The sequence below is a fragment of the Mesorhizobium sp. LNHC221B00 genome (assembly GCF_000502935.1).
Taxonomy (GTDB): Bacteria; Pseudomonadota; Alphaproteobacteria; order Rhizobiales; family Rhizobiaceae; genus Mesorhizobium; species Mesorhizobium opportunistum.
Genome location: NZ_AYWR01000005.1, coordinates 89,336 through 114,317, shown reverse-complemented (window position 1 = coordinate 114,317; position 24,982 = coordinate 89,336). Strand labels below are relative to the sequence as shown.

The 24,982-nt window shown below is 63.8% G+C and carries 21 protein-coding genes; 16 read left to right on the top strand and 5 right to left on the bottom strand.

What is annotated here, in order from left to right; translation table 11 throughout:
- Positions 1 to 33: 33 nt before the first annotated feature.
- The 8 genes from X741_RS157990 (at position 34) to X741_RS0134345 (ending at position 10,921) form a co-directional block, all read left to right on the top strand.
- Positions 34 to 1,035: a branched-chain amino acid ABC transporter permease gene (locus tag X741_RS157990; RefSeq protein WP_023777067.1), complete on the top strand. Its 1,002-nt coding sequence runs from the start codon at positions 34 to 36 to the stop codon at positions 1,033 to 1,035.
- Positions 1,032 to 2,057 carry a branched-chain amino acid ABC transporter permease gene (locus X741_RS157995; protein WP_023777066.1) on the top strand — a complete coding sequence of 342 codons (1,026 nt, stop codon included), beginning with the start codon at positions 1,032 to 1,034 and terminating at the stop codon, positions 2,055 to 2,057. The genes X741_RS157990 and X741_RS157995 overlap by 4 nt, the downstream gene beginning before the upstream one ends.
- Before the next feature lie 52 nt (positions 2,058 to 2,109).
- Complete coding sequence (locus tag X741_RS158000) at positions 2,110 to 3,357, top strand: ABC transporter substrate-binding protein (RefSeq protein ID WP_023777065.1); 1,248 nt, start codon at positions 2,110 to 2,112, stop codon at positions 3,355 to 3,357.
- Between the two features lie 22 nt (positions 3,358 to 3,379).
- Positions 3,380 to 4,165: an ABC transporter ATP-binding protein gene (locus X741_RS158005; protein ID WP_023777064.1), complete on the top strand. Its 786-nt coding sequence runs from the start codon at positions 3,380 to 3,382 to the stop codon at positions 4,163 to 4,165.
- The gene (locus tag X741_RS158010; RefSeq protein WP_023777063.1) at positions 4,158 to 6,383 is read left to right on the top strand and encodes an ABC transporter permease; all 2,226 of its coding nucleotides are present in this window, start codon (positions 4,158 to 4,160) and stop codon (positions 6,381 to 6,383) included. Before X741_RS158005 ends, X741_RS158010 begins: the two co-directional genes overlap by 8 nt.
- A gap of 83 nt (positions 6,384 to 6,466) precedes the next feature.
- Positions 6,467 to 8,653, top strand: a complete 2,187-nt coding sequence (locus tag X741_RS158015; protein WP_023777062.1) for a flotillin domain-containing protein — start codon at positions 6,467 to 6,469, stop codon at positions 8,651 to 8,653.
- Between the two features lie 306 nt (positions 8,654 to 8,959).
- Positions 8,960 to 9,397: an SRPBCC family protein gene (locus tag X741_RS158020; RefSeq protein WP_023777061.1), complete on the top strand. Its 438-nt coding sequence runs from the start codon at positions 8,960 to 8,962 to the stop codon at positions 9,395 to 9,397.
- 9 nt (positions 9,398 to 9,406) lie between these two features.
- Positions 9,407 to 10,921 (top strand): zinc-binding dehydrogenase, encoded by a 1,515-nt coding sequence (locus X741_RS0134345; protein ID WP_023777060.1) that lies wholly within the window; start codon positions 9,407 to 9,409, stop codon positions 10,919 to 10,921.
- 13 nt (positions 10,922 to 10,934) lie between these two features.
- Here the strand turns inward: X741_RS0134345 and X741_RS158025 are convergent, their stop codons facing one another.
- The gene (locus tag X741_RS158025) at positions 10,935 to 12,218 is read right to left on the bottom strand and encodes a D-tagatose-bisphosphate aldolase, class II, non-catalytic subunit (protein ID WP_023777059.1); all 1,284 of its coding nucleotides are present in this window, start codon (positions 12,216 to 12,218) and stop codon (positions 10,935 to 10,937) included.
- Positions 12,215 to 13,168 carry a sugar kinase gene (locus X741_RS158030; RefSeq protein ID WP_023777058.1) on the bottom strand — a complete coding sequence of 318 codons (954 nt, stop codon included), beginning with the start codon at positions 13,166 to 13,168 and terminating at the stop codon, positions 12,215 to 12,217. Before X741_RS158030 ends, X741_RS158025 begins: the two co-directional genes overlap by 4 nt.
- A gap of 254 nt (positions 13,169 to 13,422) precedes the next feature.
- Between X741_RS158030 and X741_RS158035 the strand changes: the two genes are divergently transcribed.
- Positions 13,423 to 14,457 carry a LacI family DNA-binding transcriptional regulator gene (locus tag X741_RS158035; protein ID WP_023777057.1) on the top strand — a complete coding sequence of 345 codons (1,035 nt, stop codon included), beginning with the start codon at positions 13,423 to 13,425 and terminating at the stop codon, positions 14,455 to 14,457.
- Here the strand turns inward: X741_RS158035 and X741_RS158040 are convergent.
- The 3 genes from X741_RS158040 to X741_RS158050 form a co-directional block, all read right to left on the bottom strand.
- Positions 14,445 to 15,395, bottom strand: a complete 951-nt coding sequence (locus tag X741_RS158040; protein WP_023777056.1) for an alpha/beta hydrolase — start codon at positions 15,393 to 15,395, stop codon at positions 14,445 to 14,447. The two genes, X741_RS158035 and X741_RS158040, sit on opposite strands and share 13 nt — an antisense overlap.
- Positions 15,396 to 15,496: 101 nt before the next feature.
- On the bottom strand, positions 15,497 to 16,645 hold the full coding sequence (locus tag X741_RS158045) for a Gfo/Idh/MocA family oxidoreductase (RefSeq protein ID WP_023777055.1): 1,149 nt from the start codon (positions 16,643 to 16,645) through the stop codon (positions 15,497 to 15,499).
- Between the two features lie 262 nt (positions 16,646 to 16,907).
- The gene (locus X741_RS158050; protein ID WP_023764767.1) at positions 16,908 to 17,669 is read right to left on the bottom strand and encodes a DeoR/GlpR family DNA-binding transcription regulator; all 762 of its coding nucleotides are present in this window, start codon (positions 17,667 to 17,669) and stop codon (positions 16,908 to 16,910) included.
- 161 nt (positions 17,670 to 17,830) lie between these two features.
- Between X741_RS158050 and X741_RS158055 the strand changes: the two genes are divergently transcribed.
- The 7 genes from X741_RS158055 to X741_RS158085 all read left to right on the top strand — a co-directional run bounded on the left by X741_RS158055 (position 17,831) and on the right by X741_RS158085 (position 24,974).
- Positions 17,831 to 18,631 (top strand): class I fructose-bisphosphate aldolase, encoded by an 801-nt coding sequence (locus X741_RS158055; RefSeq protein ID WP_023777054.1) that lies wholly within the window; start codon positions 17,831 to 17,833, stop codon positions 18,629 to 18,631.
- Positions 18,632 to 18,634: 3 nt separating this feature from the next.
- Positions 18,635 to 19,585, top strand: a complete 951-nt coding sequence (locus X741_RS158060) for a PfkB family carbohydrate kinase (protein WP_023777053.1) — start codon at positions 18,635 to 18,637, stop codon at positions 19,583 to 19,585.
- Positions 19,586 to 19,674: 89 nt separating this feature from the next.
- Positions 19,675 to 20,820: an ABC transporter ATP-binding protein gene (locus X741_RS158065; RefSeq protein WP_023777052.1), complete on the top strand. Its 1,146-nt coding sequence runs from the start codon at positions 19,675 to 19,677 to the stop codon at positions 20,818 to 20,820.
- A 107-nt stretch (positions 20,821 to 20,927) separates the two neighbouring features.
- Positions 20,928 to 22,175 (top strand): sugar ABC transporter substrate-binding protein, encoded by a 1,248-nt coding sequence (locus X741_RS158070; RefSeq protein WP_023777051.1) that lies wholly within the window; start codon positions 20,928 to 20,930, stop codon positions 22,173 to 22,175.
- 134 nt (positions 22,176 to 22,309) lie between these two features.
- Complete coding sequence (locus tag X741_RS158075) at positions 22,310 to 23,206, top strand: sugar ABC transporter permease (protein WP_023777050.1); 897 nt, start codon at positions 22,310 to 22,312, stop codon at positions 23,204 to 23,206.
- A 4-nt stretch (positions 23,207 to 23,210) separates the two neighbouring features.
- The gene (locus X741_RS158080; RefSeq protein ID WP_013896870.1) at positions 23,211 to 24,053 is read left to right on the top strand and encodes a carbohydrate ABC transporter permease; all 843 of its coding nucleotides are present in this window, start codon (positions 23,211 to 23,213) and stop codon (positions 24,051 to 24,053) included.
- A 99-nt stretch (positions 24,054 to 24,152) separates the two neighbouring features.
- Complete coding sequence (locus tag X741_RS158085; RefSeq protein ID WP_023777049.1) at positions 24,153 to 24,974, top strand: sugar phosphate isomerase/epimerase; 822 nt, start codon at positions 24,153 to 24,155, stop codon at positions 24,972 to 24,974.
- Positions 24,975 to 24,982 lie beyond the last annotated feature (8 nt).

Here is a 24,982-nt window from a genome sequence, read left to right as displayed (position 1 = left end):
CAGCCAACTTCGTCGTCGCTCTCAAGCGGTGGCATGACGCGCCGGCAGGCCTGGGGCCTCGTCGGCCTGCTTGCCGCCGCCGTCATCGCGTGGCTGGTCTTTGCCGTCTGGCCGGATTGGCTGAACGCGATCCTGATTTCCAAGAAGGCTTTCGTCAGCGCCATCCTCAACGGCATCACGCTGGCCGGCCTCTATTTCCTCGTCGCCAGCGGCTTCACGCTGATCTTCGGCCTGATGCGCAACGTCAATCTCGCGCATGGCTCGCTCTATCTGCTCGGCGCCTATATCGGCTATGAGGTCACCAACCGCACCGGCTATTGGCTGCTCGGCGTGGCAGCCGGTTTCGCCGTGCTGGCCATCGTCGGCGTCGTCATGCAGGTCTTCGTCTTCCGTCGCCTCGAAGGCGACGATCTGCGCCAGACTCTGGTCTCGATCGGCATTTCGATCGTCGCCGCCGATTTGATGCTCGCGGTGTGGGCCGGCGGCACTTACCAGATCACCACGCCGGAATGGCTTGACGGTGCCTTGACCTTGCCCGTCATCACCGCGGTGCGCTCCAACGGCGCCTCGGTCTTCCTCACCTATCCGCTCTACCGCGTCGTCGTTCTGGCCGCGGCAATCGTCATCGGCGTCGGGCTCTGGCTGATGCTGCACAAGACCCGCGTCGGTATGATGATCCGCGCCGGCGTCGACGACCGCGCCATGCTGCAGGCATCCGGGGTCAACGTGCACGCGGTGTTCGCCATCGTCTTTGCCGTCGGCGCGGGCCTCGCCGGCTTTGCCGGCGTCGTCGGTGGCTCGGCGCTTTCGGTCGCGCCAGGCGAGGACGTCCGCTACCTCCTGGCCTCGCTGGTCGTGGTCATCGTCGGCGGCATGGGTTCGATCACAGGCGCGGCCATCGGCGCGCTGCTCATCGGTCTCGCCGAGCAGATCGGCCTCGTCTACTTCCCGACCTATGGCATCGTGCTGACCTTCGTCATCATGGTGGTGACGCTGGCGGTGCGCCCGCAAGGCATCATGGGGAAGGCGCGATGAGCCTGGCCATCGCCACCGCCAGCGCCACGCAGCCGAACTGGCTGGAGAAGCTCGGCGCCGGCCACATCATCCTTGGTGTCGCACTGGTGCTCTATCCGCTGGTGGCATCCGATTTCTTCCTGACGCAGATCGGCGGCTATTCGCTGATCTTCGGCATGCTGGGCCTGTCGCTGATGCTGCTCGCCGGCTATGGCGGGATGGTCAGCCTGGCGCAGATCACGGTCGCCGGCATCTCCGCCTACGCCATCGCCATCCTGGGCAACAACAATTCCAGCATACTCGGCCTCGGCTGGCCGTGGTGGCTCGCGGTGCCGTTCGCGGTTCTGGCGGCGGCACTGGCATCGGCGCTGATCGGCTGGATCTCGGTGCGGACCGAGGGCATCTACACCATCATGATCACGCTGGCGATCGCCACCGCGACCTACTATTTCGCGCAGCAGAACTACGCCATCTTCAACGGTCATTCCGGCTATGCCGGTATCCGCGCGCCGGTGTTCTGGGGCATCGGCTGGCGCGACGCGAAGCCGTTCTACTATCTCTGCCTTGGCCTCGCGGTGCTCTCCTACGCCGCGGTGCTCTACGGCTCGCGCTCGACCTTCGGCATGACCTTGCAGGCGATCCGCGACAACCCGCGTCGCATGCGTGCGCTTGGCTATCACGTCACCGCGCACAAGGTCTTCGCTTGGGCTTTGGCGGGCGTCATCGCCGGACTGGCGGGCGTGCTGCTGGTCTGGTTCAACGGCCGCGTCTCGCCGGGCACCATCGGCGTCGACGCGGCGATCGACGTGCTGATAATCGCCGTCATCGGCGGCCTGCGCCATCCGATCGGCCCGTTTCTCGGCGCGCTCGTCGTCGTCCTGATGCAGACCTTCGCCATCGACATCGTCGGCGCGGAGCGTTTCAACACGCTGATCGGCCTGGTGTTCCTGGTGATCGTCTTCGTCTCACCGGATGGAATTCTTGGGTTGTGGGGGAGGATCAAGCCACATCTTGCCCAGGAGTCCTTGCGTCCCGGGCCCTAGCAACCGGGATGGAATGAACCACTGCAAAATGAAATCAACGGGAGGAAAGATCATGAGGATGCATAGACGTACATTGCTCGCTTTGGCGGTGTTCACCGGGCTGACCGCGCCTTCGATGGCGCTGGCTGCCGACGACACCATCAAGATCGGCCTGCTCGCCACCTTCGAGGGACCGTTCACGGTGCTCGGCGAGGACGGCGAGCGCGGCGCCATGACCGCGATTGCGGAGATGAACGGCACCGTTGCCGGCAAGAAGATCGAGATCGTCAAGGGCTCGTCCGACGCCTCGCCCGACAGCGCCGTGCGCGCGGCGCGCAAGCTGGTAGAGCAGGACGGCGTCAAGGTTCTGGTCGGCCCGCTCTCGGGCGACGAAGGCATTGCCGTCAAGGACTACGCCAAGACGCAGCCGAACGTGACCTTCATCAACGGCACCTCGGCCGCGCAGGACACCACATTGCGTGATCCAGCCGAGAATTTCTTCCGCTTCTCGACTGATGGTGCGCAGTGGATGGCCGGTCTCGGCACTTATGCCTTCAAGGACAAGGGCTACAAGAAGGTCGCCACGGTCGCCGAGGACTATTCCTTCCCCTACACGCAGGTGTTCGGCTTCATGGCCGAATTCTGCAAGGCCGGTGGCCACGTGCCATCGAAGTCCTGGGTGCCGATCGGCAACAAGGACTTCTCCTCGGTCATCGCCGCCATTCCGGAAGATGTCGATGCGATCTATGTCGCGCTCGGCGGCGCCGATGCGGTCAACTTCCTGACCCAGTACCAGCAGGGCGGCGGCACCGCGCCGCTGATCGGCGGCTCGATCACCGTCGACCAGACGGTGCTGACCTCGAAAGGCAAGTTGAAGGACGTGCTGAAGGGCACGCCCTCGGCCGGCCCGACCGCCGATACCAACGATGCGCCGGCCTGGAAAACCTTCGTAGAGGCCTACAAGAAGCAACCGGGCGCGTTTCCCTCGCCCTCGCTCTTCGCCCATGGCTACTATGTCGACATGAAGGCGACGCTGCTTGGTCTCGACCAGGTCGGCGGCGATGTCTCCGACGGCGGCAAGAAGCTGCGCGAGGCGCTGTCGAAGCTGTCCTTCGACACGCCGACCGGCAAGGTGTCGCTCGACAAGAACCGCAACGCCATCGCCGACATCTTCCTGACCGAGGTCACTGAAGGCGCCGACGGCAATCTCCTCAACAAGCTGGTCAAGGTCGTGCCGCAGGTCAACCAGACCCTCGGCATTCCCGAAGACGAGTTCATGAAGCTCGGCGCGGTCAATCGCGACAATCCGAGCTGCCCGTAACCGACGCCGAGTGCAGACGCCAGTGACCGAAAGCTTCGCAGCAAACCGTCTCCAGAGCACCGGCGCCTATGCGCTGGAGCTCGATGGCGTGGCGCGGCATTTCGGGGCGCTGGTGGCGCTCTCGGGCATCACTATGAGGATCGCGGCCGGCGAGCGGCGCGCGGTCCTCGGCTCCAACGGCGCCGGCAAGACCACCCTGTTCAACGCCGTTACGGGCGACTTCCTGCCGACGGCGGGGCGCATCCGCTTCTTCGGCGAGGACATCACCGACCTGCCGCCGCATGAGCGCATCCGGCGCGGCTTGCGCCGCACCTATCAGATATCGCAATTGTTCAAGGGCCTGTCGGTCCTCGATTCCATCTTCCTCGCCTGCCGCGGCGTCTCGCGTCGGCGCTTTTCGCTGCTGCGCCCGGGAACGAGCGACGTCAACATGGTGCAGGCGGAATCGATCCTCAACGCCGTCCACCTCGAAGCCCTCCGCGACACGCTGGTGGCGACGCTGAGCCACGGCCAGCAGCGCCAGCTGGAGATCGCGCTGGCGCTCGCCGGCGCGCCGCGTTTCATCCTGTTCGACGAACCGGCGGCCGGTCTTTCCCCGACCGAGCGCCGCGACCTCGTCGCCATCCTCAACGCACTGCCGAAGCATATCGGCTACATCATCATTGAGCACGATCTCGACGTGGCGCTGCGTGTCTCCGAATATGTCTCGATGATGCACAATGGCCGCCTGTTCAAGGAAGGCACGCCGCAGGAGATCGAAGCCGATCCTGAGGTGCAGGAGATCTATCTCGGGGGCAAGCATGGCTGAGCGTCCAGCCTCCTCCGGCAAGCCGACCAGGGCCATCCTCAGGATAGAAGACCTGCAGGTCTTCTATGGCGAGAGCCATGCGCTGCAGGGCGTCTCGCTGACGCTGGAAAGCGGCGTGCTGTCGGTGGTCGGCCGCAACGGCATGGGCAAGTCGACGCTGTGCAACACCATCGTCGGCCTGAAGCGGGCGAAATCCGGTTCGATCCGCGTCGACGGCCGCGAAATCACGTCCCTCGAGCCGCATGAAATCCACCGCCTCGGCGTCGGCTATGTGCCGCAAGGGCGCCGCGTCTGGCCGAGCCTGACGGTCGACGAGCATCTGCGCCTCGCCGCCGGCAATCGGCGTGACGCCAGCTGGACCGTCGAGCGTGTCTACCAGACCTTTCCGCGCCTGGCCGAACGCCGTGCCAATGGCGGCTCGCAGCTGTCCGGTGGCGAACAGCAGATGCTGGCGATCTCGCGCGCGCTGCTCAGCGATCCGAAACTGCTGGTCATGGACGAGCCGACAGAGGGCCTGGCGCCTGTCATCGTCGACCAGGTCGAGCGGATGCTCGTCGATCTCGCCGCCGAAGGCGAGATGGCGGTGCTGGTGATCGAGCAGAACATCGGCGTGGCGACCGCTGTGTCGAACCAGGTCGCCATCATGGTCAACGGCCGCATCAACAGGCTGATGGACGCCAAGGCGCTCGCCGCCGATCGCGAATTGCAGCAGCGGCTGCTCGGTGTCGGACGCCATGCCGAGGAAGCGCAGGTCACGCCAGCGGAAGCCGCGCAAGCCAAGGAGCAACTGGCGGAAGTCTATCGTATCGACCGCACCGCCAACGGTTCGACCGAAGCGGTGTCACAGATTGGCGTTTATCGCCCGGTCACCGAACTGCCCAACCGCTGGAACGTGCCGGTGACCGAACTGCGCCAGGCGGCGGTCGACAAGGCAGCGCCGCAGGACGATCTGAAGAAGGTCTTCGCCATCCCCTTTGCCGAGCGCATCGGCAGGACGGTGCTGGTCGCCGGCACCTTCGACACCAAGGGCAAGGAATTGCGCTTCGTCGCCGACCGGCTGAAGTCGCTCGGCCTGCCGGTACGCACCGTCGATCTGTCGACCTCGGGAAAACCGACCAGCGCCGATGTGCCGGCCATGCAGGTCGCCGGCATGCATCCAAGAGGATCATCCGCCGTCTTCACCAATGATCGCGGCGGCTCGGTCAGCGCCATGGCGGAAGCCTTCGCGCGCTGGATCGAACGCGAACCGGGCATCGGCGGCGTCATATCGGCCGGCGGCTCCGGCGGCACCACGCTGGCAACCGCAGGCATGCGGGTGCTGCCGGTCGGCATTCCCAAGCTGATGGTCTCGACGGTGGCGGCCGGCGATGTCGCCAAATATGTCGGCGGCGCCGACATCATGATGTTCCATTCGGTCGCCGATGTGCAGGGGCTGAACTCGATCACCGAACAGGTGCTCTCCAATGCCGCGCACGCCATGGCCGGCATGGTCGCGCAATTGCCCAACGCCGAGGCGTGGGAGGCAAAGCGCAAGCTGGCGCGGCCGGCCGTCGGCATCACCATGTTCGGCGTCACCACACCCCTGGTGCAAGCTGTCACGAAACGACTTGAAGCCGACTATGACTGCCTCGTCTTCCATGCCACAGGCATCGGCGGGCGGGCCATGGAAAACCTCGGCGATTCCCGCCTGCTGTCGGCCTTTCTCGATCTCACCACCACGGAAGTGGCCGACATGATCGTCGGCGGCGTCTTCCCGGCGACCGAGGATCGTTTTGGTGCGGCGATCCGCACCGGATTGCCCTATGTCGGCTCGACCGGCGCGCTCGACATGGTCAATTTCGGTCCGCGCGACAGCGTGCCGGAGAAATTCAAGGGCCGCAAATTCGTCATTCACAATCCCAACGTCACGCTGATGCGTACCACGCGCGACGAGAACCGCGCCTTCGGCGAATGGATCGGCGCGCGGCTCAACGCCATGAACGGCCCGGTGCGCTTCCTGCTGCCGGAAGGCGGTGTTTCGATGCTCGACGCGCCCGGCCAGCCCTTTCACGATCCGGAAGCCGACAACGCGCTGTTCGAGGCGATCGAGGAGACCGTTCGCCAGACACCTTTGCGCCATGTCGAACGGGTGCGGTCCAACATCAACGACACGCCTTTCGTCGACGCGGCGGTCGCTTCATTCCACGCGATCACGCCGAAGCTGCAGAGGCGGGCATGAAGAATTGGACTTCGCCACCGCGCGGGTGGATGTTTGAAATCGGTCGCCTCGCGCCGGCCGCATTGTCTTGGGGAGGATAGATCATGGACGCCCAGACCTTTGGCGCTTTCCTGTTGTGGCTGATCGTTGCGGCAGTCGTCGTGGTGATCGCCGTCTACATCTTGCGGTGGCTCTATCGCCGCTCGACCAAGGAGACGGCGTTCGTGCGCACCGGCTTCATGGGCGAGAAGGTGGTGGTGAATGGCGGCGCCTTCGTCATCCCGGTGCTGCACGACATCACTCCGGTCAACATGAACGTGCTGCGCATCGAGGTGCGGCGCGAAGACGGGCTAGCGCTGATCACCCGCAACCGCATGCGCGTCGACCTGATCGCCGAATTCTTCGTGCGCGTCGGCGCCAGCCGCGAACTGGTCGCCGCCGCCGCGCAGACGCTGGGCCGCCGCACGCTGCAGCCAGACAGCCTGCGCGAGTTGCTAGAGGGCAAGTTCGCTGGCGCCCTCCGCACGGTCGCCGCTCAGATGACGCTGGAAGAGATGCATGAACTGCGTGGCGACTACGCCGCCAAGGTGCGCAGGCTGGCCGAAGAATCGCTTGCAGCCAACGGGCTCGAGCTGGAAAGCGTCGCCATCGTCGATCTCGACCAGACCAGCCTCGAATATTTCGATCCATCCAACGCCTTTGACGCCGAAGGCCTGACGCAGCTGACGGAATCGATCGAGACAAGGCGGCGCATGCGCAACGAGATCGAGCAGCGCACGCTGGTCGATATCCGCAACCAGAACCTCGACACCCAGCGCAAGGTGCTGGAGATCGACCGCGACACCGAATATGCCCGCCTCGAACAGGAACGCGAGGTCGAGATCCGCCGCGCCGCGCAGCGGTCTGAACTCGCCATCGAGCGTGCGTTGCGCGACCAGGAATCCGAGCAGGCGCAGCTTTCGTCGCGTGAAGCCGTCGAGAAATCGCGGCTCAACCAGGAGCGCAACATCACCGAGGAGCGCATCAAGAGCGAGGAGGACACGCAGCGCCGCGAGATTGCGCGCCGCCGTTCGCTCGACGAGACCGAGATGAAGATGCGCGAGCTGACCGAGCGCGAGCAGATCGCGCTCGAACTGTCGCTGGAAAAGGCCCGCATAGAGCGCGAGGGCGCGCAGAGCAAGCTCGAGATCGAGCGCAAGAAATTGCTCGAAGTCGCCGAACTGGAACGCCAGATTACGCTGGCCGAAAAAGCGCTGGAAGTGACCAAGGCCGAGGCCGAGAAGCGCCGCGCCGAGATCGTCGAGAACCAGGCGACCGAGACGGCGCGCATCGCGCAGGAACGCGTCGTCGACGAGGTCCGTATCGAACGCGAGCGTCATCTGGAAGCGCTGCAGATCGCCAAGCGCCAGGCTTTCGAGGAGGCCGAAATTTCGGCCAGCGAGGAGGTCGAGCGCGCCCGCATCACCACCGAACGCGGCATCGAGGAAGCCCGCCTGATAAAGGACCGTGACATCAGGCAGCTCGGCGTCGACCGCGACCAGAAGATCGAGATCGCCGAGATCCAGAAGGCGATCGATATCGCCAAGAAAACGCAGGAACGCTCTTCCGCGATCGCCGCGTCGGAGGCGGTTCGCGCCAAGGCCGTCCAGGCCGAGGAACAGGCCTTCACCGCCCGCGAACGCGAGATCGCCGAGCGCCGCAAGCTGACCGACCTGATCGGCGCGCAACGCGAGGCCGAGCGCGAGGCGCTGCGCATCGTCTCCGCCGCGGATGCCGAGATGAAGGCGGCGAAGAGCCTGGCCGAGGCGCAGAAGATCGCCGCCGTCGCTTCGGCGGAGGCCGAGAAGATCCACGCTCTTGCCGCCGCCCAGCGCTACGAAGTCGACGCCGCCGGCCATCGCCAGCTCAACGAGGCCGAGAACATCCTTTCGGAAGGCGCGCGGGCCGGGCGTCTGCGCGGCAAACTGCTCGACCACATGGAAGGCATCATCCGCGAAAGCGTCAAGCCGATGGAGAAGATCGACGGCATCAAGATCCTGCATGTCGACGGCATCAACGGCGGCGCCGGCGGCAACCGCAACGTCACCGACGAGGTGATCGATTCCGCACTGCGCTACCGGGTGCAGGCGCCGATGATTGACAATCTGATGAAGGAGATCGGCATTGAGGGCGGCTCGCTCGGCCGCATGACCGACGTGCTGCGCGACGCCAAGGATATTTCCAGCCTGACCCGCGACAAGAAGGGCAAGGGCAAGGCCGCCAAGGACGACGATGACGACCGCGATCACTGAGGTGAGGGCGGTGTTTCCTCGCGCTTCATTGGGCCGTGCGAGACGATGCCTTGCGCCTGATTGCCATGCTGCGTCGGTTCGCGATGATTGCCAAGTGGTCCCCCCACTCCGTCGCTGCTTCGCAGCGCCACCTCTCCCCCCTCCGGAGAGAGAGGAAGGGAGCCCGCCGTGGACGGTTCGCACCCTTCCTCTCCCCCGTCGATCGGGGGAGAGGTGTCGAGCAAAGCTCGACGGAGTGGGGGTCGATCTGGCGCGGCGCGAGACAATGCATACGCGGACTGCCATGCCCATGGCCGGCCCCCAAGCATGACCAAGGTCTATGTCTCCTCTGTCATTCCCGCACCGGCGGCGGAAGTCTGGAAGCTCGTCCGCAACTTCAATGCACTGCCAAGCTGGGCGCCGTTCGTTGCCGAGAGCCGCATCGAACAGAACGCGCAGCCCGACCAGATCGGCTGCATCAGAAGTTTCACGTTGAAGGACGGCGGGCGCATCCGCGAAAGACTGCTGGCGCTGTCCGACTACGATCTGTCCTGCAGCTACGCGATCCTGGAAAGTCCGATGGCGGTGGAGAACTATGTCGCCACGCTGTCGCTGACGCCGATCACCGACGGCAATTTGACGCTCGCCGAATGGCAGGCGGAGTTCGACTGCGCGCCGGACCGCGAGGCAGCCCTGATGCAGCAGATCGGCAATGGCGTGTTCCAGGCCGGCTTGACCGCGCTGAAGCACCGGTTCGGGCGCTGACGCCGGCCGATGGTCCAGGTCCGCCAGAGCACGATCATCGATGCGCCGGTCGACGAGATCTGGGCGATCCTGCGCGATTTCAACGGCCATGACCGCTGGCATCCGGCGATCGCCTTCAGCGAGATCGAGGGCGGCGAGCCGGTCGATGCGGTCGGCTCCGTGCGCCACTTCAGGCTGAACGACGGCGGCGAGCTGCGCGAGCAATTGCTGGCGCTGTCCGACAAGGACCGGCGGCTGAGCTATTGCCTGCTCGAAGCGCCGCTGCCGCTGATGGGTTACGTCGCCTCGCTGCGGCTGAAGCCGGTGACCGACGGCAATGCCACCTTCTGGGAATGGAATTCCGAATTCCACCCGCCGGCGCATCGCCGCGACGAACTGGTCAAGCTGGTCACCGAAGGCATCTATCAGGCCGGCTTCGCGGCGGTGCGCAATCTTCTGCGGCGCGCAAACACAGGCTCGCCGGTCGAGACAAGGACGCTTCGGGTCGCGCCGCCACCATCCGTGGAGATGCCGCGTGCCGCCCCAATGGTCACATCGGGCCAGGCCGCAACGACCCGTGCGATGGTTGTCGAGCGCTATGGCGGCCCGGAAGAATTGCAGCTGCGGGAAATCAGCCTGCCACAACCCGCGCCGAACGAGGTGCGGATCCGTCACACGGTGATCGGCGTCAATTTCATCGATGTCTATTGCCGCACCGGCTTTTTCGACCTTCTGCAGCCGCCCGGCGTGCCGGGCATGGAGGCCGCCGGCATCGTCGAAGCAGTTGGCTCGGCGGTGTCGGGTTTCTCCGCCGGCGACCGCGTTGCCTATGCCTGTCCGCCGGTTGGCGCTTACAGTGAGCGGCGCAACATGAGGCCCGAACTGCTGGTTCATCTCTCCGACGATATCCCGGACGAGATCGCCGCCGCCGGCCTGCTCAAGGGTGTCAGCGCCAGTTTCCTGCTGCATGATGTCCACGCCGTGCAGCCGGGCGACATCGTCCTCATCCATGCAGCGGCCGGTGGCATCGGCCAATTGCTGGTGCAATGGGCGCGCCATCTCGGCGCGACGGTGATCGCCACGGTGTCCAGCGATGACAAGGCGCGGATCGTCGAGCGTCTTGGCGCGCACCATGTCGTCGTCTATTCCCGTGAGAATTTCACCGAGGCCGTCATGCGACTGACAGGGGGCAGGGGCGCCGATGTCGCCTATGATGCGGTCGGCAATGACACATTCGGCGGCTCGCTCGCGGCCCTTGCCGTGCGCGGCCATCTCGTCAGCTTTGGCCAGGCTTCGGGGCCGGTCGGCAATTGGGATATCGGCCGCTTCGCCTCCAAATCGCTCACCCTGTCGCGGCCCAACTACGCGCATTACACCGACACGCCGGAAAAGCTCGCGCCGCACGTCGCCAGGTTCTTCCAGGCGCTTCGGCAAGGCGTGGTCAGGGTCGAGGCGCCGACCCGCTACACCCTTGCCGACGCCGCCGATGCGCATCGCGATCTGGAATCCCGCCGCACCACCGGCGCGCTGGTTCTGCTGCCGTAATCTGATCGGCTGGTCAGCCGGTCGCGCTGGCGTAGATGTCGAGAACCTCCGTCACGCCAGCGATCAGCAATTCCCTCGCTTTCGGCGCGACGGATCCATTCGCCACGGCACCACCGAGACGACCAAGATACTGGCTGATGAGGGGAGAGGGGATGTCGCGGTCGCCAAGCGCCTGCATCAGCGCGCCCACGGCCTGTTGGGCGCCCGGTGCCGGCCAGTAATAGCGGATGCGATCGCTGTAGGAGAAATGCCGTTCGATCCGCTGCTCGGCCTCGGTGCCGTGATAGTAATTCTTCCAGTTGCCGGGCGCCGCCAACATGACGCGCTCCATCGCCGCCGGCAGGCTTTCCCGCGAGGCGTCGGGAGCGAGAATGTCGGCGATGTGGCTCAGGCCATAGAGCGCCTCGCGCAGCGCGAAGGTCAGCCACGGCCCGACCTTGAGGATGGCGAAGCCGTCATCGACCAGCGCGCTCAGTGCCGCCATCGGCTGGTAGTCGGTCGAATGGGCCTCGAAGACGAATTGCGGCAGGTCTCGCAACGTGCCGGCCAGCGCCCGCGCGCGCTCCGGTTGATAGGCGATAACGTCGGCATTGCCGAATTCGACACCAGGTTGCACGACGACGCCGATCGCCCGCGAAAAAGCCCGGTCGAGGCCGCGCTGGGCGAAAGCATCGCGGTGGATGCGCACCGTCTCGCGTGCCGCCTCCGGTGTCGTCACCGCCAGATGGTCCATCGCCTCAAGAGCGCCGCCCGGCACCGGCACCTCCGTGCCGATGACATAGACTGGCTTGGCGCCTTCAGTTCGTTCCGTGGCGGCTTCCGCCACTTCGGCCAGTTCGGCAGCACGCGCGGCAATCGTCGCGTCTGGCGGTGCGGCGCCTTCGCCGGCGCAGCCCATGCTGGTGTCCAAATGGAGCTTGGTGAAGCCGGCCTCGGCATAGGCACCGACCATGCGCGACGCTTTCGCCATGGCTTCGGCTGCCGGCAGGTGTTTCCACGGATTGGGACCGAGATGGTCGCCGCCGAGCACTAGCCTGTCCAGGGCAAAGCCGGCCTTGCCGGCGATCGCCTCGACGAAGCGGCGGAAATCCCCTGGCGTCATGCCGGTATAGCCGCCCTCGTGGCTCACCTGGTTGCAGGTGGCCTCGATCAGCACGTCGGCGCCGCGCGCCTTGCCATGACGCAGCGCCGCCTCGATGATCAGCGGGTGGGCCGAGCAGACCGAGGCAATGCCGCAGCGTTCACCGGCCGCGCGACGCGCCGCGATCGCCGCCAGCCTGTCCGTCGCCCGGCTCATGCCGGCGCACCGGTCTTGGCGGTCTTGATGAACGCTTCGACGGCGGCAAGCGAGGCGATGCCCTCCATCGGTCCCTTCTTCGTCACCGCCAGCGCGCCGCAGCCACTGGCGATGCTGAGCGCTTTTTCAGGTGTCGCTCCACGCAGCCAGAAGGAGACGAAGGCGGCGGCAAAACAGTCGCCGGCGCCGGTCGGATCGATTTCATCGACGGCGAAGCCGGGCGACGCGGTGCGACCGGTCCGGTCGTAGTGAACGGCGCCGTCAGCGCCTTTCTTGACCACCACGGTGGAAATGCCGCATCCCAGCATCTCGCGCACCGCGCCTTCCTCGTCGGTCGCCTTGGCGAAGATGAACAGTTCCGGCCCGCTCGGCAGGAAAACGTCGGTCTTCGAGAGCACGAAGTGCAAGGCGTCGCGCATGCCTGGCAGATCGAGCATCTCCTTGCGGATGTTGGGATCGAAGGAGACCGTGCCGCCGCGCGCCTTGACGGCCTCGATCCCGTTGCGCGCCACCTCGATCACTTCGGGCGAGAACAGCGAGGTGCCCATGACGTGAATATGATCGGCGCCGGCCAGCAGCGCGCGCGCCTCGGCGCCGATCTCGATCAGGCCGGCGGCACTTTGTTTGATGTTGTAGACGAAATGCCGGCTGCCGTCCGCCTCGTAGGTGACGAAGGCGGTTCCGGTCGCCGCACCCCGATGCACCTTGATGGCCGAGATATCGGCGCCGTCGGCGCGCAGGCGCTCGATGTTCAAATGGCCGAAATCGTCATCGCCGACTGCGGCGATCAGACCTGCCGGCTGGCCGAGCCGCGCCGCCTGGTCGATGAAGATCGCCGGCGCGCCGGATGGAAACGGGCCGACGAGCGGGCCGGGGGCAAGGAAGCTCTGGCCGATCCGCTCGGCCATGATCTCGACCAGGATCTCGCCGGCGCAAACCAGTTTCTTCATATCCTCCCCATTCGCCCGTGGCGGGTTGCCGGATGCCATCCCTATTGCCATGCGCGTTCAAAACCTAGGTTGCCAATTTTAGAGCGTCAATAAATAATTTGACGCGCGCGATTCTTTTGCGTTGTACTGCAAACGCGAAAATTTGACTGATAAATTCGGTCAAGCAATGCTGTCTCACGGCAACGGTCGCAAGACTGATTCTGGCCAGACCGAAAAAGGACTGGCGAGCAAGGACGAGGGGGCCTGGAATATCGATGGCGGAGAAGACCCACCGCACGATGGATGATTTCGCCAGGGCGTCCGGCGTGTCACGGCCGACCCTGTCGAAATATTTCGACGATCCGGCGAGCGTGAAGCCGGCGACGCGGACGCGCATCGAGGCGGCATTGCGGTCGTCGGACTACCAGCCCAATGTTTTCGCGCGCAATCTCAATCGCAAGCGCACCCGCAATGTCGGCATCATCGTGCCGGCGCTCACCGATCCATTCTATGCCGAAATGGTCAGCCGCATCGAACTGCGCTGCCGCGACGAGGGTTTCTGGCCGATCGTCATCTCCTCGCACGGTTCGCCGAAACTGGAGGCGGAATCGGTCAGGACGCTGATGTCGCTGAAGGTCGCCGGCGCCATCGTCGCTCCCCTCGGATCGGTCTCCGAACCCGGCGTCTTCGAGCGGATGAGCGAGGACATCCCGATCGTCTATTTCGACACCTATATCGAGGGCGACACGCCGTTCGTCGGCAACGACAATCATCAGAGCACCTCGACCATCGTCGACTATCTCTGCCGGTCCGGCGAACCGCCTGTTTATGTCGACATCCCGCACGTCAATCACAATTCTCGCGAGCGCCTGCAGAGCTATATCGATACGATGCGAGCCACTCGTCTGGAGCCGATCGTGCTCAAGGCGGCGGCCGACTACAGCTGGGATTTCGAGCGCATTGGCCATGAATGGATGGACAAGACGCTCGAGAATGGCGGCCTGCCGGCCCGCACGCTACTCTGCGCCAATGACCGCCTCGCCTTCGGCGTCATGGCGGCCGCCTTTTCGCGCGGGCTGAAGATCGGTCGCCGACCCGATTGCGACTTCCGTGTCGCCGCCCATGACGACCATCCGCTGAGCCGCTACACCTGTCCGGCGCTGACCACCATGGCGCAGGATTTCGCCACCATGGCCGGCCGCAGCGTCGAGATCTTGCTTGCCCTGCTGGACGAGGCCGATCCGCCCGGACAAGGCCTGGCACGCAACGTCAAGCTCGGCGCGACCTTGGTGATGCGTCAATCGGCCTGATCGGGCGTCTGCAACTGCAGCCAGGCCGCCGCCTCGCTCACCGCTTGCCGCGCGGCTTTGATGTGGCGCCCCATCGAGACGAAGCCATGGATCTGCCCCGGCCACTGCCGCAAGACCAGCGGCACGCCGTCGGCCCGCAAGCGTTCGGCATAGGCTGTGCCTTCATCGGCAAGGATGTCGTGGCCGGCGACGGCGACAAACGCCGGTGCCGCGCCGGCAAGGCTTGACGCGAGCAGCGGCGAAACCCGCCAGTCCACGATGTCGTCGGGCGTTCGCACATAGTGGTCGCGGAACCAGGCCATGGTGGCGGCGGTCAGCCCGAAACCGTTGCCGAAACGCCGGTAGCTGTCCGCCGTCTGGCGGGCATCGGTGTTGGGGTAGATCAGGATCTGGGCGGCAAGCGGCGGCGCCAGTCCGTCGCGGGAAAGCAAAGCCAGAACAGCGGCGAGGTTGCCGCCGGCGCTGTCTCCGGCCACAGTGATGCGGGCTGGGTCGATGCCGAGTTCCCCGGCATTCTGCGCCATGAAGCGGAGCGTTGCCGCGCAATCGTCGAGCCCGGCCGGAAACTTGTGTTCCGGCGCCAGCCGGTAATCGGGGCAGACCACGATGGCATTGCCCAGATTGGCCAACCAGCGGCAGATCTCGTCATGAGAATCCAGATTGCCGATGACCCAGCCGCCGCCATGCAGATAGAGCACGGCGCGCGCTGCGGTCAGTGGCGCGCCGATGCCGCGGTGGATGCGGATCGTGACCGTGCCGTTCGGTCCGTCGGCCGTCAGCTGCGCGGTTGATGCGACTGGCTCGTGCTCGCCCTGCTGCGCCGGGAACGAAGCGTTGTAGGCTGCTCGCGCCGCCGCCACGCTGCCATGCTCGAACGGTTCGCTGCCGGCCGCACGGCCGATTTCGAGGGCGCGCAAGGCATCGGGGTCGAGCGTCATCGTTATCTCCGTGAAGCATTCCAGGAAAAGTGTGAAACGGTTTTCCGTCCGGAATTGCGTCAGAACAACAGATCATCGTTCGGTGAAACGGTGATCCGAGTCTAGGCGAGCAAGCTGCTTGCTTCGTCCTCGGTCAGCAGCGCCGGCTGGGCGACATCGCCGGCAATGGAAACCGAGCTTTTCGTTTCGCCCGACTGCAGGATCGCCTCCATGATCTCCAGCACATGCAGCGCCAGATTGCCGGACGCGCGGGGTGTCGCACCAGTCGTGAGCGAGCGCACCAGATCGGCGACGCCCAGCATGCGGTAATTGGCGCGGTCGGGCGCGGCGTAAGGCCAGTTGCGGGCGCCGTAGAGCTCGCCTTCGCTGGCGTAATCCTTCCACTCGGCGCCGTGTTCGGACAAGGAGACGGTGCCACCGAACGTGTCGGGATCGGGCAGGCGCAGCGAGCCTTCCGTGCCGTGCAATTCGATCGGATGGTTGGAGTGCTTGAAGACGTCCCACGAGGCACCGAAGGTGACGGTGGCGCCCGAGCGGAATTCGAGCAGCGACAGCACATTGGTCGGCGTACTGACCTTGAACGTCGTGTTCTTGAACGGTCCCTCGGCGGTGATCAGCCTTTCCTCCTGGCCCCGCGTTGTCATCGCCATGACACGCGCCACCGGACCGAGCAGGTTGACCAGCATGGTCAGGTAGTAGGGTCCCATGTCGAACACTGGGCCGCCGCCCGGCTGGTAGTAGAATTGCGGGTTGGGGTGCCAGTGCTCCATGCCGCGCCCCATCATGAAGGCGGTGCCGGTGACGGGGCGGCCAATGGCGCCCTCGTTCATCAGCCGGCGCGCGCGGCGCCCGGCAGCACCCAGGAAGGTGTCAGGGGCCGAGCCGAGCAGCACGCCGCGTTTGGCCGCCTCCGCTACCAGCCGGCGCCCGTCGCTGGCCGAAATCGCCAGCGGCTTTTCGGTGAAGACGTGCTTTCCGGCCGAAAGCGCTGAAAACGAAATGTCGAAATGTGCGGCGGGAATGGTCAGGTTGAGGACGAGATCGATCTCGGGGTCGGCCAGCAGCGCATCGACGCCGAGTGCCCGAATGCCATAATCCTTGGCCCGCAACGCCGCCATGTCGGCCGAAATATCGGCGCAGGCGCGCAGCTCGATGCCGCCGAAGAGGGCGGCATTGCGCAAATAGGTCATCGAGATGTTGCCACATCCGATGACACCGATTCCGAGCTTTTCCCTTGATTTTGCCTGCATTTTAGATCGGTCCTCCCCTGTAGCTCATGCTCTGCCGGATCCGCCGCGCCGGCAACGGATAGCTTTCGAAAGCGCTATACAACGTTTTAAATATTGACGCGCGTAAAATTTTTATAGAACATGCGAAAACGCTGGCGACACTGGAGGCTGCCAGCCCTAGGAGGAGGAAATGACAGACATGAAAAAACGGCCGGCCGCCGATGCGGATCCCGTGGGCTTGCGCGCACAGATATTACGTCGCGGCCAGGGAGCGCGATGGGGGTCAGGCATAGATCACCTTGGCCCCGGTCCTATCGAGCTGGCTGCGTATTGGGTCGGACAGACCATCGTCGGTGATCACGACATCGACGCTCGACAGCGAAAATGCCTTGGAGGTTCCGCTGACGCCCCATTTGCTCGAATCCGCAAGCAGCACAACGCGCCGGGCCATGCGCACGAGGTTTCGCTTGGTTCGCGCCATGTCTTCGTTCACGTCGACCACATCCAGTGACGAGTCAATCGCATGCGCTCCAACAAGGACTTGATGCGCCACCAGGCCGCCGAGAGCGGTGTCGGCATCGGTGATCAGCGTGCTCACCGTGTCTGGATAGACCCGGCCACCGATCATGTGAACGTCGAGCCCCGGCCGATGCATCAGATGCTGCACGATATTCATCGCCGTGGCCGCGACCACGACATTGCTGAGCGGTGGTAGCAGCATGGCAACCTGCATCAACGTCGAGCCGCCGTCGAAGATGACCGATTGGTTGTCCTCGAACAGGTCTACCGCTGCCCGGGCGATGCGTTTCTTTGCGTCGAGGTTCGTTTGCATCCGCCGGGCGAACGCGGCCGTGGTCGAATCCGTCGTCCGGGTCACCGCCCCTCCGCGGGTCTTGGTCAGCAGTCCCTTGCGGTCCAGTATCTCGAGGTCGGAGCGCACCGTGACTTCCGACACGCCAAATTCGTCGGACAGGTCCTTGATGCGAACCTGTCCGCTGCGTTGCACCTCACCCAGGATCGACTGGCGTCTCTGCTCCGACAACATTGCCCTGTCCTTGCCTCCATGCGCCAAGCGATCGCGCTGGCCTCGGTTCACTCTACCAAAATACGCGAATTCGAAAGCTTTCGAAAGATTGCATTTATCTTTTCTTTCGCAAACACTGGATCCGGGATTTTGAAACCAATCGATTGGAGAGTTTTAGACTCATGAGCCTCGGAACCAAGGTGCGCCTGGCGCGCCTCTTCTCACATCCATCGGGCAATCTTTTTGGCGGCGCGGTCGACCACTTTGTCGGCTATGGCGACGTGCGCAAAGGAGGTCTTGCCGACCTGCCGGGCGCGCTTGCACGCGTCATGGTGGGCAAACCCGATTATGTCAGCATTCAGCCTGGCACCGCGCGCCATCTGTGGCCGCAATACGCGGGCAAGGCCTCCCTGGTGATCCAGGCCGGCTGCTTCACTCCAGACGACCGCATCAGCGAACTGATTGCAACGCCCGAGGATGCGGTGCGCGCTGGCGCCGATGCGTTGGCCGTGGCCATTCCGGTGCGCGGCGCGACCGAGGGCAAGTACATACGCTGGCTGACCGATTCGGTGAATGCGGCGGCCCGCTACGGCATGCCGGTGGTGGCGCATATCTACCCTCGCGATTTCACCGACGGGGCAAAAATCGTCTTCACCCCCGACGAGATCGCCTATGCGGCACGCATCGGCTACGAGTCCGGCGTCGATGTGATCAAGATCGGTTACACGGGCGATTTCGAGTCGTTTCAAGAGACCGTTCGGACCTGTCCGGTGCCGGTTGTGATCGCCGGTGGTCCGAAGACCGACACGCTGCTCGGCGCCCTTCAGCAGACGGCGGACGCCATCCGTGCCGGCGCGCGCGGTGCCGTTGTGGGCCGCAATCTCTGGGGGCATGGCGATCCGGAAAAGGCGGCGATTGCCTTTCGGGGCGTCATCCATGACGGCCTTTCGGCGCAAGACGCCTTGGCCAAGGCTGGTGCCTGAACAATGCCCACCGTCCCTTCAATCCTCGGCTTCGGAGCTATTGCGATCGACGACATCGTCTATGTCGATCAGCCGTTGTCGGCGGGCAAGGGGAAGGTTCTGCAAAGTGCCCGAGCTTTCGGGGGAAATGTCGCGACGGCACTTGCTGCAGTCGCGCGGCTTGGCGGCACCGCCGGGTTCGTCGGCTGGCTGGGCAGTGCCGCCGACGACGCCGTGTTGTGCGACCTCGTTGCAAGCGGCGTTGAAACCGCGTTCGCGCCGCGCCACCCGCACGCGCGCCCGGTGCGCTCGCGGATCACCGTCGGGTCGGACGGGGAGCGGTTCATCGCCTATGACGACGAAGCGATGCTGGGCACCGCGCCGGACTTCCCGGACGAGGTCCTCAGCCGCGCGAGCGTCCTGATCGTCGATAGCTACGGGATCGGGTCGCTGGATGTCGTGGCTCGGGCTCGCGATCTCGGCCTTGCGATCCTCGGCGATATCGAGTGGAGCCACGGCTCAGCCACCGAGACACTGATCGGGCTCTGCGACCATCTCATTCTTCCGCTCGGCTTTGCGCGGACCGCCACGGGCCGCCGGTCGCCGGCCGAGATACTCGATGCATTGTGGTTGCCGTCGCGGTCCGCCGTGGTTCTGACGGATGGCGGCAGGGGTGTCTTCTATCGCGGACGCGACGAGACAGGGCTCTGGCACCTGCCTCCGCACCGGGTTGCCGTCGTCGACTCGACCGGTGCCGGCGACTGCTTTCATGGCGCCTATGCCCTTGCCTTGACGCGGGGGGCCGACACCGCGGGCCGGGTTGCATTCGCGGCCGCGGCGGCGGCCCTTTCGATAACGGGGCGGGGCGGGCGCGAAGCGCTTCCGACCGCCGACCAGGTCACGGAACTCCTGGCATCGACGAAAGCGCCGTCGGCGGTCGAACTGAACTATGCGCGGCTCGATACCGGAACATAGCCCGAACTATACGAGGAAAGATTTCGCAGGTGAACATAAGCCGAAGGCAACCATAAAAATCAGTGGCTTGGACTTGTGGAGGGAGGAATATGGCAGAAGTCGTTCTTGAGAATATCTGCAAGACATACGGGAACAATTTTCACGCAATCGACCAATTGAACCTGTCGGTCGAGGACGGCGAGTTCTTGATTCTCGTCGGGCCGTCCGGCTGTGGCAAATCCACCGCATTGCGGATGATCGCGGGGTTGGAGGACGTCACCAGCGGCAGCCTTCGGATCGGCGGAATAGACGTCGTCGACATGCCGCCCAAGGATCGCGACATCGCGATGGTCTTCCAGAGCTACGCCCTCTACCCGCATATGACGGTGTCCGAAAACATCGCCTTTTCGATGCGGCTGGCAGGCAAGCCGAAAGCCGAGCGCAAGAAGCGCGTGGACGAGATCGCCAAAACCCTTCAACTGACATCTCTGCTGGACAGCAAACCCGCGAACCTTTCAGGCGGACAGCGTCAAAGGGTTGCCATGGGCCGCGCCATGGTGCGCGAGCCGGCAGCCTTTCTCATGGACGAACCCCTTTCCAATCTGGACGCGAAACTGCGTGTCCAGATGCGCGCCGAGATCACCAGTCTGCAAAAGCAGCTCGGCGTAACGACCATATATGTGACCCACGACCAGACCGAAGCCATGACGATGGGTGACAGGGTCGCGGTGTTGAAAGGCGGCGTGCTGCAGCAGGTCGACACACCTAAGAGGCTCTATGAATCGCCGGTGAACGCCTTCGTTGCCGGCTTCATCGGATCCCCTTCGATGAACCTTTTCGAGGCGACCCTGACGGGCGACGAACTGACGTCCGGCGCCTTTGCCATCCGGCTGCAGGATGCAGCCTTCGTGCGCAGGCCAGGCTTGAGGTCGTATGCGGGTCGCAAGGTCGTGTTCGGGATACGACCGGAGGATCTCTATGACAGCAGCCTCGAATCCGGCCGCAAGTATCAGACGATACCGGCAAGGGTAACCTCGATCGAAGAACTCGGATCCGAACATATCGTCCATCTCAACATCGACGCGGTCCGGGTGGACTCCGGCGACCCTGACGCGGTGCAGGATTTCGGCCTGGCGTCGAATGCGGTGGCGAGATTCGAACCGGTCAGCACAGTCCGCTCCAGCGCGGAAATCACGTTGGCGCTGGACGACGCCAAGCTCCATTTCTTCGATCCCGAGACGCATCTGGCGATCTGAATATACGCGACAGACGCGGGTGAGGGTGAGGCACCTGCATAAGGAGACTTCTTAATAACCAGACGATCGGGCGCATTGTGCGGTCGATCCTAAAGAAGGAGGAGAAAATGATGTTTCGCATAAAACCCGCGATGCTGAAAATAGCCGCGGCCGCATGGTTGCTTGGAGCAACCGGCGCCATGGCGGATACGACGCTGGAATTCACCCAATGGTGGGAGCCCGAATTGCCGGCTGGCTCGCTCAGGTCAATCATGGATGAGTTCGAGGCGGCAAACCCCGGAATCAAAGTGACGCTGGTCAGCGGCCCCTACGCCACCACGCGAGACCAGATCTCGGTTGGTGCTGCAACCGGAACGCTCAGCGACGTCGTCGGTCTCGACGGTGCCTGGGTGAACAATCTGAATGCGCAGGGCGCGCTGGCCGACATGAACCCGATGATGGAGGCGAGCAAGTTCGACAAAGCCCAAGTCGCGGACATCATCAAGGTGGACGGCAAGGCGGTTATGTTTCCCGTGGCTTCCTTCGTCTATCCGGTCTTCGTGAATTTGGACCTCGCCGCCAAGGCAGGCGTGACCAAGCTGCCGTCGACCCGTGCGGAGTTTCTCGAAGCCGCCAAGAAGATGACGCACGCCGACCAGAACCAGTATGGCTGGGTGCTGCCCCTTTCGCTGCAAACGCCGTCCGGCGTCCAGAACGACATGATGTCGTGGGTCTGGGCTTCCGGCCAGTCGATGATGGCGAACGGCAAGCCGGACCTTGAAGGCAAGCCGGTGGTGGATATGCTCACCTTCGTCAAATCGCTCAACGACGCCGGCACCATCTCGCCCGGCATCGCCACCAAGACCGAGCAGGAAAAGGTCGAGGAGTTCGTCAACGACCGCGTCGGGATGATGATCGACTCGCTCGCGCATGTGAACCTCATCCGGAAGCGCAATCCCAAGCTGAACTTCGACCTCATCCCGGTCCCGGTCGTGGAAAACTATACCGGCAAGCGCGGCCTTCCCTATGCCTCCTGGGGCATCGGCATCTCTGCTGCGTCGAAACATCAGGAAGAGGCCTGGAAACTCGTCCAATATCTGATGAGTGAAAAGGTGAACGCCAAGCTCGTGTCGCTTGCAAACGCCTTCCCGGGCAACGTCAACGCCAAGCCCGATTTCGTGACCTCGGACAAGGCTTTCGGCAAGGCTTTTGAAATCTTCAAGACCGGTTATCTCGCCAATGAGTTCACGGGCCTGCCGGTGGCTGAAGACCTGATGACCCAGTTCGACGTGCAAGCCCAGAAGATGCTGGCAGGCGAACAGTCTCCGGAACAAGCCGCAGCCAGCGCTCAGAAGGGCTGGATGGCGAAATTCTGATCGGCCCGTTCCCAGTTGCTTCGACCGGGTGGCCTGACTTCGGGCAGGCCACCCGGCAACAACGGATCGGCAATTTGAGATGGACCTGTTTTTGAAGCTCACCTTCTCTTGAAGGCGTATCCCAAGGTTGGCACATGACCCGGCAAAAGCGCTCCCACCATAAGCTGAAACGAGCGGTCGCACCCTACCTCTATCTGTCGCCCTCGCTGCTCATAATCGGGCTTCTGATGCTGCTGCCGATGGTGACGGTGATTGCCTACTCGTTCCAGAACAGCGCGGTGCTGCGTCGCGACCCATCCTTTGCCGGACTGAAACACTACCAGGCGATCTTCTACGACCCGGTGTTCTGGGCTTCGCTGTGGCACACGCTCTACTTCACATGCATGAGTGTCATTTTCCACATGACCATCGGCATGGTCTTCGCGCTCATGCTGAACAGCGACCGCATCAATCCGACGCTGCGCAATATCCTGCGCGTGCTCTACATACTGCCCTGGCTGTTCACCGCGGTGATCATCGCCGTGATCTGGCGCCTCCTGCTTGAGCCGAACGGTGTCGTGAACAGCATTCTCATGCAAATCGGCATCATCGGTTCCAAGGTCGAATGGTTTTCCTCGCCCGAGACCGCGCTGCACGCCGTCACCTTCGCCAATATCTGGGCGGGCTATCCGCTCTTCATGGTCAGCCTGCTCGCGGGCCTGCAGGGCATTCCCAAGGATTTCTACGAGGCGGCCGATATCGACGGGGCGAAAGCCTACCAGAAGCTGATTTTCATCACGATCCCGCAGCTGATGCCGATCATCATCAGCATCTCGCTGCTCGACTTCATCTGGACCATGCAGGTCTTCCCGTTGATCTGGATAACGACGGGCGGTGGTCCGATCTACTCGACCGAGGTCCTCAGCACCTACACGTACAAGCTGGCGTTTTCGAGCTACAACCTGTCGCAGGCTTCGGCGAGCGCTGTGGTCATCTTGTTGATCTCTCTCGGCCTGACGCTGTTCTACATCCGCTATCAAAAGGCTCGGTAGTCACATGAGGAAAAGGCATACGCCGAAAGACAGGCTGATCACCGTCGCGCTCCATGCAGCGCTTGCAGCGGGGCTCTTTTTCGCGGCATTCCCGATCTACTGGATGCTGAGCAGTTCGTTCAAATCGAATACCGAAATCTTTGCCCTGCCGCCAACCATCCTGCCAAAGGCCTTCACCCTGGAAGCCTATGCAGCCATCCTTGGCGACCCGGTGAAACTGCGCTTCTTCTTCAACAGCTATTTCGTGGCGGGAGCGGTGACCGTGCTGACGGTGCTGATCGCCTTGCTGGCTGCCTACGGGTTCAGCCGCTTCAACTTCCGCGGCAAGGGCAGCCTGAACACAATCATCATCAGCACGCAGACGATTCCGCCGATCACACTTTTGATCCCCTTCTTCGGGCTTGTCGTCTCATACGGTATCTTCGATACCTACGTCGCACTGATCCTGACCTACCTGGTGTTTACGCTGCCGTACGCGATCCTGCTGATGACGGGATATCTGAACACCTTGCCCCGCGACCTCGATGAAGCCGTGGCTGTCGATGGCGGCACCAGTTGGACGGCGCTTTGGCGGGTGATCGTCCCGATTTCACTGCCTGGTATCGTGGCGACGTCGGTCTACACCTTCCTGTTGTGCTGGAACGAATTTCTCTTTGCGCTGACGCTGACGAAGTCGACGTCCATGCGCACCGTCCCGATCGGTATCCAGCTGTTGATGGGGCAGCACGCCTTCGAATGGAACCAGATGATGGCGATGAGCGTGCTCGGCTCGCTACCGCTCTTGCTCATCTACCTCGTTGCCCAGAGGTACTTCCTCGCCGGCATGACCGCAGGCTCGGTCAAGTAGGATGCCCCTCCCAAGGAGAAGGAGCGGGCCCTCGCGTATCAGCGCCACATCATCGAACGGCTGACGCAAGGCGCATCAGGAATATCAAGGAATGAAAGGATGAACGTGAAAGACCTCAAAGTCGGCTGCCAGACCTTCACCTGGGAAATGCTGGGAGACCGGTTCACCGGCGGTCCCGACGATCTGCTGAAGGCGATCGCCGATGGTGGCTATGCCGGTATCGAGATCACCGACACCATGATCGGCCACTACGCGGATCGGCCGTCGGAGTTCGCCGCCGCGCTGAATGCGTCCGGGCTGACGCTGGTCTCCTTCGCCTTCGGCTCGGACAGTGGTTTTACGTTGAAGGAGAAGATCGGCGCCGATCTCGAAACTGCCAAACGCTGGATCGATTTCGCCGCCGCCCTTCCGAACGCCCTGGTGTCGATGGGGTCGGCGACCGTCGTGTCCGACGGTCCGCGCGGCGACAAGTTCGCCATCGCCGCCGAAGTCTACAACAAGGCCGGCGAACTTGGACGCAAGGCCGGCGTAGAGGTCGCGGTGCATCCGAGCTCGCACCACAACACGCTGCTGTTCGATCGCGCCGACTACGACACGATCTTCGCGCTTCTCGACCCCGATCTGGTCGGCTGGGTGCCCGATAGCGGCCACATCCTGCGTGGCCACAAGGACATGGCCGACACGCTGCGCACCTACCGCGACCGCATCCGCTATATCCATTTGAAGGACGTCGATGCCAACGGCACCTGGGCAATGCTCGGCAAGGGCGTCTGCGACACCGCCCAAGTGATCGAGATTGCCGGCACCGCGCCGCGCTTCAACGGCTGGCTGGTGCTCGAAGAGGAATCCGATACCGCCGCCGCCGATCCCGCCGGCGCGGTCAAGACCAACCGACAGACAATGCGCGGCTACGGCGCCTGAAGAACGAG